The organism is Plebeiibacterium sediminum, from assembly GCF_026013605.1.
GTDB lineage: Bacteria > Bacteroidota > Bacteroidia > Bacteroidales > Marinilabiliaceae > Saccharicrinis > Saccharicrinis sediminus.
The window spans coordinates 24,643-37,260 of sequence record NZ_JAPDPJ010000059.1; the positions used below are offsets into that span (position 1 = coordinate 24,643).

Annotated in this window: 7 protein-coding genes; 4 read left to right on the top strand and 3 right to left on the bottom strand. The window is 34.5% G+C overall.

Annotated elements, in window-relative coordinates:
• Positions 1-34 precede the first annotated feature (34 nt).
• Positions 35-1,588 carry a glycine--tRNA ligase gene (locus OM075_RS19300; RefSeq protein ID WP_301192186.1) on the bottom strand — a complete coding sequence of 518 codons (1,554 nt, stop codon included), beginning with the start codon at positions 1,586-1,588 and terminating at the stop codon, positions 35-37.
• Positions 1,589-1,889: 301 nt separating this feature from the next.
• On the opposite strand from OM075_RS19300, the gene nadB reads away from it, so the two are divergent.
• From nadB to OM075_RS19320, 4 genes are all read left to right on the top strand, one after another.
• Positions 1,890-3,464 carry an L-aspartate oxidase gene (gene nadB / locus OM075_RS19305; RefSeq protein WP_301192187.1) on the top strand — a complete coding sequence of 525 codons (1,575 nt, stop codon included), beginning with the start codon at positions 1,890-1,892 and terminating at the stop codon, positions 3,462-3,464.
• A gap of 38 nt (positions 3,465-3,502) precedes the next feature.
• Positions 3,503-4,762, top strand: a complete 1,260-nt coding sequence (locus tag OM075_RS19310; RefSeq protein ID WP_301192188.1) for a glycosyltransferase family 4 protein — start codon at positions 3,503-3,505, stop codon at positions 4,760-4,762.
• A gap of 9 nt (positions 4,763-4,771) precedes the next feature.
• On the top strand, positions 4,772-5,524 hold the full coding sequence (locus tag OM075_RS19315) for a glycosyltransferase family 2 protein (protein WP_301192189.1): 753 nt from the start codon (positions 4,772-4,774) through the stop codon (positions 5,522-5,524).
• 543 nt (positions 5,525-6,067) lie between these two features.
• A complete protein-coding gene (locus OM075_RS19320; protein WP_301192190.1) occupies positions 6,068-6,460 on the top strand; it encodes a DUF4890 domain-containing protein in 393 nt (130 codons plus the stop codon).
• A gap of 83 nt (positions 6,461-6,543) precedes the next feature.
• On the opposite strand, the gene pbpC is transcribed toward OM075_RS19320, so the two are convergent.
• Together pbpC and OM075_RS19330 are read right to left on the bottom strand one after the other, a co-directional pair.
• Entirely contained in the window at positions 6,544-8,913 is a 2,370-nt protein-coding gene (gene pbpC / locus OM075_RS19325; RefSeq protein WP_301192191.1) for a penicillin-binding protein 1C, read from the bottom strand.
• A gap of 2 nt (positions 8,914-8,915) precedes the next feature.
• On the bottom strand, positions 8,916-12,618 hold a 3,703-nt coding region (locus tag OM075_RS19330; RefSeq protein ID WP_301192192.1), incomplete at its 5' end, for a metallophosphoesterase.

The following is a 12,618-nucleotide window of genomic DNA, read 5'->3' on the forward strand; positions in this document are numbered from 1 at the left end:
ACCCGGCTTTTTCTTTATATACTGATTTTATGTATTAAATCAATTCCTTAAATAAGCTTTTCATACTTACTTTATCCTTTAGAATCACTTCTAAATTATCAACAGAAACTCTTTCTTGTTCCATTGTATCTCTATAACGAATTGTTACAGTATTATCCTCAAGTGTTTGGTGATCTACTGTAATACAGAAAGGAGTTCCAATTGCATCCTGACGACGGTAACGTTTACCGATTGAATCCTTTTCGTCATATTGAAGGTTGTAATCAAACTTCAATGTATCAACAATCTGACGTGCTTTTTCTGGTAATCCATCTTTCTTCAACAATGGAAGAACAGCCATTTTAACAGGAGCAAGTACTGCTGGTAATTTCAATAAAACTCTGGTTTCTTTTTTACCTTTAGCATCTTCAACCTCTTCCTCTTTATATGCACCTGCCATCATGCTCAAGAACATTCTATCCACACCTATTGATGTTTCAACAACATAAGGCACATAGCTCTCATTGATTTCAGGATCAAAATACTGAAGTTTCTTACCTGAATACTCCTGATGTTGAGATAAGTCAAAATCAGTTCTTGAGTGAATTCCTTCTACTTCTTTAAAACCGAAAGGCATTCTGTATTCAATATCAGTAGCAGCATTGGCATAGTGAGCTAGTTTTTCGTGATCATGAAAACGGTAATTTTCATCACCCATACCTAAAGATTTATGCCACTTCATTCTGAAATCCTTCCAATATTGAAACCATTTCATTTCTTCCCCAGGACGAACAAAGAACTGCATCTCCATTTGCTCAAACTCACGCATACGGAAAATAAACTGACGAGCCACAATCTCATTTCTAAAGGCTTTACCAATTTGTGCAATACCAAAAGGAATTTTCATTCTTCCTGTTTTTTGCACATTAAGAAAGTTTACAAAAATACCCTGAGCTGTTTCTGGTCGTAAATAAATTTTACTTGCGCCATCAGCAGTTGATCCCATTTCAGTACCGAACATTAGGTTAAACTGACGAACATCAGTCCAGTTTTTAGTTCCTGAAATTGGACAAACTACATCGTAGTCAACAATAATTTGTTTTAATTCCTCAAGATTATTATCGTTTAAAGCTTTAGAAAATCTTTCATGAATTTCATTAATCTTTTCCTGATTAGCTATAACTCTTGGATTTGTTTCTTTAAATTGAGCCTCATCAAAAGAATCACCAAAACGTTTTTTAGCCTTAGCAACTTCTTTTTCTATTTTAGCTTCAAATTTCTGTATTAAATCTTCAATCAATACATCGGCACGGTAGCGTTTTTTACTGTCTTTATTATCAATCAAAGGATCATTGAAAGCATCAACATGACCTGAAGCTTTCCATGTTGTAGGATGCATGAAAATAGCAGAATCCAGTCCAACTACATTTTCATTTAGTCTAACCATGGCATCGTACCAAAAAGTTTTAATGTTGTTTTTAAGCTCAACACCTAACTGACCATAGTCATAAACTGCTCCCAATCCATCATAAATTTCACTAGATTGAAAAACAAACCCATACTCTTTACAATGGGCTACTAATTTTTTAAAAACATCTTCCTGAGCCATATTATTTTATATAGATATTTGATGATTCTCTTCAATAAAAGAGATACATATTATACTTCGTGCTACTTCTCCAAAATTCAATTATTGTATAGCTATCTAATTAATTGAATAAAGGACATTTGCTTTAAGAGTGCAAAAATAAACCAAAAATCTTTTTTTCCGAATTATTATTACTTTCTATACCGTTCTTTTTAGTCAGAAAAGGTATTTTTTTTAATAATATCGGGATAATCACGCTGCGTTAACTGAATTAACTATATTTGTACTTCAGTTTAGATTATAAGCTTTTGGTTTTAATACAATGAGGAAAAAAGTTGATTTTTTGGTTATAGGATCGGGAATTGCCGGACTAAGTTATGCACTTAAAGTTGCTGATTATGGAAGCGTTTTAGTAATAAGCAAAACAAAATTAGGCGAAACCAACACATCTTATGCCCAAGGTGGAATTGCCTCTGTAACCTACGAACCTGACAATTTTGAAAAACACATTGAAGATACAATGATTGCAGGCGATTACCTTTCAAATCCGGAGGCGGTAAGAATGGTAGTTGAGAACGGTCCAGGACAAATAAAACAGCTCATAGAATGGGGCACTGAGTTTGATAAGAAAGAAGACAAACTCTACGATTTACACAAAGAAGGTGGTCATAGCGAATTTCGAATATTACATCACCTCGATAATACGGGTTTTGAAATCCAGAGAGCGTTAATCGAGAAAGCGAAGAAACATCCCAATATTGAACTTACTGAGAATTACTATGCAGTTGACATTATCACCCAACATCATTTAGGAGAGATCACTTATAGATGGCGAACGGATGTTGAATGTTATGGTGCATATGTTTTAAATGAAGAAACTCAAAAAGTTGATACGGTTCTGGCTAAAATAACCATGATGGCAAGTGGAGGTATTGGAAATATATACCAAACCACAACCAATCCAACCATTTCCACAGGTGATGGAATTGCAATGGTTTACAGGGCTAAAGGTATTATTGAGAACATGGAATTTGTTCAATTCCACCCTACTTCATTATACAATCCTAAAGAACGACCTTCATTTTTAATTACAGAAGCAATGAGAGGTTACGGAGCACTATTAAGACGACGTGACGGTGCATTGTTTATGGAAAAATATGATAAACGTGGATGTTTGGCACCAAGAGATATTGTTGCAAGGGCTATTGATAATGAGATGAAAAACACCGGGGATGAATTTGTATATCTGGATGTTACTCATAAAGATGCAGAGGAAACAAAGAAACATTTCCCAACAATTTACAATAAATGCCTGGAGTTAAATGTAGACATTACTAAAGATATGATACCTGTAGTTCCTGCTGCTCACTATTTATGTGGAGGAATTAAGGTTGATTTAAATGGCAGAAGTTCAATACAGAATTTATATGCTGCTGGCGAATGCTCTTCTACTGGTTTACATGGAGCCAACCGACTTGCAAGCAATTCATTGTTAGAAGCGATTGTATATGCGGATAAAGCTGCAAAAGACTCTTTAACTAAGATCGATTCAATTAAACACAATACCAGCATTCCCAGTTGGAATGATGATGGTACATCTCACAACGAAGAGATGGTACTAATTACTCAAACCAATAAAGAAGTTGAGCAAATATTAAGTAATTATGTAGGTATTGTTCGTTCTAACTTAAGATTAAAAAGAGCATTAGACAGGCTTGAACTAATTTATAAAGAAACAGAAAGTTTATTTGATGACTCCATTGTTACGCAAGAATTGTGTGAGTTAAGAAATAAAATAAACGTAGGCTATCTGATTATCCGAATGGCAATGAAGAGAAAGGAAAGCAAAGGTTTACATTACACTATTGACCACAATACTGTACGTACAAAAGTATAACTGACTATTTACTATCGTAAAAAATTTACTCTTAAATTTTGAAGATTTTAATCGTTAATAAATCATCCACCTCCGGAGGTGCAGCAGTTGCTGCAAACAGGTTATATAATGCATTAAAAGAAAATAATGCAGAAGTAAAAATGCTTGTTGAAGATCCGGTAGTTGATAGCCGCAAAGCAATTTCAATAAGCAATAATTATATTGCAAGGAAGAAATCTTTGTTCCGATTTATTAAAGAACGATTATACTTTCTGCCATTTGAGAAAGATAAACAAATACGATATAAATTTTCACCTGCATTTGCAGGAACAGATATAAGTCAACACCCTTTAGTTAAAGAAGCCGATATTATCCATTTACATTGGATTAATCACGGTTTCTTATCACTAAAGAATCTGGATCAGCTTTTTAAGCTCAATAAACCTATTGTATGGACAATGCATGACATGTGGCCATTTACAGGAGGATGTCATTATGCTGATGATTGTCGCAACTACATTTACAATTGTGGCAATTGTCCCTTCTTAAAAAGACCGAATAGCGATGATCTATCTTTCAAAATCCATCAAAAAAAGATGGAAATTTGGAAAGACGCTAATATTCATCCGGTTTCTTGCAGCAAATGGTTAGGCACCCTGGCTCAAGAAAGCTCTTTATTAAAGTTTAAAAAAGTATCTTCTATTCCAAATCCTATAAACACTGAAGAATTTGAACCTAAAAACATGCAAGAGTGCAGAACTCAGTTTGGATTACCCCTGGATAAAAAGCTAATTTTATTTGGTGCAGCAGATATATCTGACCCCCGAAAAGGAGCCAATTACTTAATGAAGGCACTCCAAATTCTAAATACTGAACATCCTCACCTAAAGAATGATATTGAACTTGTAATTTTTGGAAAAACTAAAGATTCAGACCTTTCTCAATATCCGTTTAAAGTTCATGCTATGAATTTTATATCCGGAACAAGCGATATGGTAAATCTTTATAATTCAGCAGATGTTTTTATACTTCCGTCATTGCAGGATAATCTTCCCAATACTGTTATGGAAGCACAAGCTTGTGGCATACCTGTTGTCAGTTTCAATATTGGTGGCGTTCCTGAAATGATAGATGATAATAATACCGGATTTTTAACCCCAATAAAAGATAGTGATGCTTTAGCAAGCAACATTCATAAGGCATTGTTTGAATGCGATACTCCAACTATTAAAAATAATGCGCGGAAATTTGTTCTGGATCATTATTCAAACAAAACAATTGCAGAAAAATACATCAATCTTTATTCAAGCCTGTTATAGCGTTTTGAAATGAATCACAACACACCAAAAATATCCATAGTAACCGTAGTATATAATGGAGCTCAAACCATTGAAGCAACCATTAATAGCATCATAAACCAGACCTATAAAAACATTGAATACATTATTGTGGATGGAGATTCAAATGATGGTACTCAGGATATTATTAAAAGTTACGAAAGTGAAATATCGAAATGGATCAGTGAACCTGATAAGGGTATTTATGATGCGATGAATAAAGGCATTGATTTATCAACAGGAGATTATATATGGTTTATGAACTCTGGTGATGAAATTGCTGACTTAACCGTTTTGGAAGAAATCATATCGGCAAATCCTGGTTCCGATATTTATTACGGAGATACTGTTATGATTGACTCTGATGGAACTGAAATTGGAAACAGACGACTTGCTCCTCCTGAACACCTAACCTGGAAAAGCTTTAAAAAGGGTATGCTGGTTAGCCATCAATCTTTTATTGCTAAAATAAATATAATTGAATCATATAACCTTTCTTATAGATTCTCTGCTGATTTTGAATGGTGTTTATTGGCAATAAAAAGGGCAAAACATATAACTAATACCCATCGAACCTTAAGTAAATTTTTAGATGGAGGAATTACCAAACAAAATATTATTCCGGGATTAAAAGAACGATTTAGAATAATGAGTAAATATTACGGATTAATACCAACGTGCTACAACCATATTTTCATAGGTATAAAATTCTTTTACTTCTATACTAAAAACAAGCGTTTTTAAGCATTTTTCTATTGTTATAATGCATTCTTATTAATCCAATAGACCGAGAGTTCATAACAAAACACTATTCTTTTCAACAGAAAGGCTATTATTATATATACTTAGCGTCATTATTTCACACAGAAAACCTATTATTTCATTTTTTCTGTGATTTCATCAAGGAGAAATATCTAATTCTCAATTAAAAGTATCATTTTCTCAACTTTCAAAGTAAAAAGCTCACTGTAATACTTGAATTTCTCAATAGAGAGAGCGGTTTTCTCAATATTATAATAGTCTTTCTCAACATTCTTACTATTTTTCTCAAATGGGAGATAGCATTTCTCACTAGGAACTCTGTCCTTTCGCGGGATACAGAGGTTTTTTTATCAAATACCGTAGCATTTATACCATATTCTGTATTGGGTTTTACTGTTAGCACTATGAGTATTATCTGCAAGTCTCTATAATATGTATATCGGGCTTTAATATTTAACGAAGGATTTTATTTTAATTGACGTCTGAATGAATATCATAAATGATGCAATCATAAAATTTATACAGATGAAGAAACTACTATTATGTTTGATGTCGATATTATTGATAGGCAGCATAACACAAGCAAAAGCTCAACCTCAGCAAAGAAGCTTTAATGCGGAAGATATGAGTAAAATGCAAACTGAACGAATGAAGAAAGACTTAAAGCTTTCTGATAAACAAACAGATGAAGTTAGTGCGATCAATTTAAAGTATGCCAAGAAAATAGAAGCACAACGGAATAAAACAGATGGCGACAGAGCATCGATGCGTGACCAAATGACATCTTTGAGAAAAGAAAAAAATGCTGAACTAAAGAAAATATTATCAGAGGAACAGTACGAAAAGATGCTTCAAATTGAGGAAGAAAGAAGAAATAATCATCAACGAGGTTCCGGAGGTTCGGGAAGACCTCAATAGATCTTCAATTACCAATTATAGTTGCGAGGATATAAAAACATTCTCTCATTGATTTATTCAGATTTACAAAAATATCCTCGCTTCTAATCACCCCTGCCAATACAATCAATCCACTTATTTAAAACATTACCTTGTTCATCAATCAAAGTCAGATAATGTTTTCCTTCTGTTGGTTTGATCTCCATATGATGAATAAAAGCTGTTTCTCCGAGATATTCATCATCTAAATGCCAATAAATTTTAGACTTTGATGAACGATGTGCCACTTTTAATATTACAGGTTGAATTTTTCCGTCCAATCCCTTAGGTAAATATACCCTGTTATTATTTTGAGGATAGATAAATTGCATTGTTGTTTCTTTCACTCCTCCACAATTCTTATCAACTTCAGGCAACTTTTTGTACAAAGGATGATTCCTTTTATAATACCATTCCATAACTGGAGGCAATACAAACCATGATTTATGCACCATTTGAGAAATTGGATAGCAAGTTGAATTTACCCGCTTTGTTTGCTCTTTATTTAGGTGAATCAACTGATGATAAGGACACAACTCCACCTTTTGCTTATTAAGTGAAACATAAGCAGAGTCAATTTCACAATCAGGTCCGGCTCTGTAACCAGATTTCTTACAAATGGCAATCTTTTCCATATCATCATAAGGGGGCTTAAACCATGTGGTTTGGGGTAGATGACGAAATATATCAAACATGATTGGTCCTGCCGTAACGCCGCCTACTATGCCAGGCCTCCCTTCTCCGGTTGCGTTTCCAACCCACACCCCCACAGCATATTCAGGCGTAACACCAATAGCCCACGCATCGCGATAACCAAAACTAGTACCCGTTTTCCATGCTATTTTTTTACTCGAAGAAAAGGTCTGCCAACCAGACTCTTCATAAGGACGCACCACATTTGTTAATGCTTCAAAGGTATGATAAATAGACCCTGCATTAAAAACCTGAGGCAATTCTGATAATCTTCCCCGATCTGAACTTGAGTTAGAAAATAAAGATGGGGCACTAAATTCATTACTGTAATAAGTTGAGTTATTAGATGTGTAATTATTTAACACAGCAGCCATTGAAGCATAAGCTCCGGCCAAATCAAATAAGGTAGCTTCGGCTCCACCTAAAATCAAACTCAACCCATAATAATCCGGGTCTGACTTTATCGTTTTTAATCCTATTTTCTGTAAAAGATCACAAAACCTGCCTACATCATACTCTTCGAGCATTTTTACAGCAGGAACATTCAGCGACCTGCTTAATGCTTCATCTGCAGGAACAGCTCCGTTATATGTTCTGGTGTAATTTTTAGGTGCAAAATTCTCATAATAGGTAGGCACATCAGGAATTAACATTTTAGGTAAAATTCGGCCATCCTGCAATGAAGCTGCATATAAAAAAGGTTTTAAAATACTTCCTGTACTTCTGGGCGCATGAATTATATCAACATGCTTTTGTGGTACATTTGCTCCATTTACATTTCCACAATAAGCCAAAACTTTCTTTGATTTTACATCAACAACAATGGCACATGCATTATGAATTTCATTAAGTCTCAGTTTTTCATAATGAAATTTGAGGATACTATTTAGCCTTTGTTGCAATTGTTCCTTTATTGATAATTTATACACCTCCCCTTCTTTTATTTTTCTACAATAATCCAATAAATGCGGTGCTATTTGTGGTAAACCGTATGGATGTTCCGGTATTGGCTCATCAATTGCTAAATAATATGAAGTGGAATCAATTTTATTTTTAGCCAGTAATTTCGCTAATAGCCGGTTTCTTTTTAACAATAGAGCCTGTCTGTTTTTACCCGTATGTATTAAACCCGGCGCATTTGGAAGAACCGCTAATGTAGCCTGTTCTGCCCATGATAACATATATGCCGGACGATGAAAATACCTCCATGCAGCCGCTTCCAACCCAACAACATTACCTCCAAAGGGTGCATGGGTTGCATATAAACTTAAAATTTCTTCTTTCGTAAGGGTTAACTCTAACCTTAAAGATTGAACAGCTTCGATAATCTTACTAAACAAATTGCGATTACGTTGAGTAGCCATTCTCATCACTTGCATTGTAATGGTACTACCTCCACTCTTCACTTCCCCACTGGAAACATTCTGTTTCAGAGCTCTGGCTATTGCTAAAGGATTAACCCCGGGATGTTGATAAAAATGTTCATCCTCAAACATGAGCAGACATGTTTTAAATTTATCCGGAACAGAATCTCCCTTAGGAAAACGCCATTGACCATCTGTTGCAATATGAGCACCCAACAATTTCTCATCCTGAGAATAAATAACTGTTGAATAAGAAACCTTAAATAATGGAAAGGAAACTGAATACCAGAACAACAGCAAAACAGCTATCCCGGTAAAAGCAGCAATTTTTAAGTATTTATTTTTTGATGAAAATAATTTATTCAAATCCAGGGCCATTTCTAAAAGTTAAATCGCATGATAAAACTAAAGAAATTATCCTCTACTGTGAAAGAATAATAGGGTTGCAATACAAAAGTATCCAATACATCAACCCACAATCCCAGCGTTTGACTATTATGCCATTTGTTTGAATTTTCATCATCAAGCCATACTCTACCCACATCAAAACCAGTAAGCACTCCTATATTCACCGGCAAGTAGACATTCTGCCAATCTGCCAGACTAAATCGAAAATCAATATTTTCATAAAAAGCAGCTTCTCCTCTAAAACGGTTTTTTCGGAATCCTCTAAGATTAGTCAGATTACCAATATCCGGAGCTTGATAGAATTCATAATCTCCTTTGATTTTTTCGTATCCAATATTGTTTGCCAATACAATTTTAGGATAGTTACTTAATGTAATATATAACTGAGAATTCGTTTTAAATCTAAATAAATCATCGTCATCTGTAAGATTATGCTGATACTCTACCCCTGCATAAAAAGCAAATCCATTGGTCGGATTTTCTTCCCTGTCTTTAATATCAATTCTATTGCTTATTTCTCCACCAATAAAATGTTTGCGTTCTAATTCCTCAGGTGAAAAGCCAATTATTGCATCTGTTGCCACTCTGCCATTTCGTTCCTGAATTTCTACGGTTTCATATGTCGGACCAAAATCAAAAATAAAGTGCTTGTTTAATGTCCTGTATGAAATTAAAGGATTTACTCTGGCTCCGGTAACTGTAACCCAATTAAACTCCTTTTCTCTTTCATAATTCACAGTTTCATTCCCTATTCCAAAATAATTTTCAATACTTGGATAATCGACATGAAAAGAAGGTTTGAAATCGAACTTTCCAATTAAGTTAGGGAAATGACCATCGTAACCAAACTTAAAAGCATCCTGATTACCAGGAGCCACTTCAAAATAGGCGCTTTGCTTTGCTTTATACGGATCCCGTCGCCATCCATTGGTAGTCCAATCAAAAGATAATCCCACCCAGATACCATCATCTTTTGTGTATCCTAATCTTACAAAAGGAAAGTTGGTATTGTAAACAAAACTCTTACGGTCATATTCATTTACATAAATATCATCTTCTGATATTTTATCTTTTACAGCTTCGCCTTTAAGTTTAATTCCTCCGGTTTCATCATATACGTAAACACCTTTTCCTTTAGTTTCTGTTACCACTTCATCCTTATCCTCACCTCCTATAATCCTGATTCGAATTTGATGAGTATCTGAACCTGAAATTTCAAATTCATCCTTTCCTCTTAAACCATACAACCTAATCTCGTTTGTTTCTGATGGGTAAAAGGTTCTTTCATATTTTAATAGGTCACCTTTTTTATCCCTTTCAATTGTGTATTTAATATTAACACTACCATCATCAAATCTTTCTATCACAAATTTTTCATCATTATCCGTCCCTGTAATCTCAACCTCCTTAGCCAAATAATCATATAGTTTACGACTTATCTTAAGCATGTTATCTCTTCTGGATTTTAACAACTCAGGTATCTCTTTATTAAATGCAACAACTTCGGGTGGTAAACCATTTAAACACTCATCAATTACATCATCTGTTATGCTTGATTGCAGTTCTTTAGTAATGCGTTCCCAATCTTTCCATTCCAACTGATTTAAAAAGTACCTGTCGAAATAACGGGCATTAAACGAAAGGTTTCTTACATCTTTCACATCACCTTTCATTGTTTTAAACTTCTTAATAATAAATGTGGAAACATACCAAGGAATCAAGCCTTCAAACTTATAAAACACCTGATCCCGATCACGAGGTATAGGACGATAGATGGTACTATCTCCGATTTCAAAAGTAGCCCATCGCCACTGATCATCATGCCTGTCCCAATCATGAACTAACAAATCGAACAACCTAGATTTTAAAACCCACTGCTGATCAACAAACTGGCTCTTTTTTTCACGTAAATTCATAAGAAGATCAGTATAACTGATAATATCTTTTGAATATCCGAATTGTGATGCACTTCCCCAATCTCCACTTGGCCTTTGCTCAAGTAAATAAAGCTCTTCAGGAAAAAGTGTATTATAGTTTCCGAGTTGTTTCTGATGCTTTAGAAAAACCAGTTCGGGACTAGTATAGTAAATTCCTGCTGCTCTGGACAAAGAAGGTAACATTAATGCCCCGTACGGATGACTGGCACTGTTCTGATCTTTCATAATATCCAAAACCTTAAGGTTACTAAACCTTTTATCCACCATTTTAGTATAGTCCTTATTTATAGAACGAAGAATATATTGTCTACCATCCTTAGCTTCCATTCGTAAAGAGTTAGAAGACATACCTCCTCCTTTTTTAATTGGAGTAAGACCTCCTAGTTTAGTATCCAGATCAATAACAGGTACCTTAACATCAGTTATCCACATATCACGATACTGCTCACCTAACAGGAAGGATTTTACCTTTCCTGCCCCAAAAGATTTATTTGCGGCAACAACTGTATCCTTTTGAGCCATTAGCGGATATTCCTTTTCAATAGAAACTGTACCTGCCTTAGGTTTACGAAGTTGCTTTCTGTATTCCAGTTGAGGAGTTGAGTTTTTTTCTGAAACTGAATAAAACTCCACCCAAGCCTCCATATCTTCGTAAAACAGAATTTTGGTAAAACCTCTGGCTTCTCTGGAAAAATCGGCATCGCCTCCCGCCAATGCAAATGCATGCTTACTTCCTGATCCACTAATAATATGCTTTGTATTTTCTTTATCGAAAAACTGCAGATTGTGTTCATGACCTGATGCAAAAATAACATCCACGTCGAGATCTTCAGCTATCTCGTATATTCCCTGACTAAATTCAATATAAAGCGAATTATTTAAATCCTGAACAGAACCAACTGCAGTTCTTAAAATGGGATATAACGAACCTATAAATGGCATTGGTATCCATAGGTTTTTATTTTGATGAAGTGGAAAAACGTGATCCTGAAACGAAAAATAACCACCATGCATTCCCTGACTAAAAATAGGATGATGCATAAAAACGACTATTTGATCATTTTTGTGCTCTATGAAAATTTCTTCCATACGTGCTAAAAAATCATTTCGCGATTTTATATCACACCCTTTATTCATTTTCTTTTCGCGATCCCAATTCTGTAACCACCACTGACTATCTACAAATACAAAGTACAAATCCTTATTGATCTTTTTCACTTTAGGATCACCACATCCATCTCCCGGAAACATCTTCACATCATGCTCAAAATCTTTAGGGAAATATGACTCGATATATTCTTCTTGCCTTTGTACAGCTTTTAAACCTTTTTTATTGCCATTTTTCCAATCATGATTTCCGGCTAAAAAGTATGTGTTGCCGTTTACATATTTAGCCAAATTTAGTTGTGCATTAATAATCTGCTCCTTATAAGATCGGGATTTATTATCCTTTGAAGGTAAACCGTAAGAGTAAATATTGTCTCCAAGAAACACAAGTGTTGATGGTCCATTAGTTTTTTTCAGGTCGTTTTCAACAGCATCTAAAACAACATTTTTTCGAAGCTCTTTATGATCAAACTTTCCTGCATCCCCAACTAAAAATACAGAATGAATTAACTTTTTATCTGATGTTTTTTTCTTTTGATTCCAATCAAGATTTGCCTTTGAATAATATGGAGCTTTGAGTGTGCCACATGCTCCAAATAACAGGATCAAAAAAATGAATGTAAATGATTTC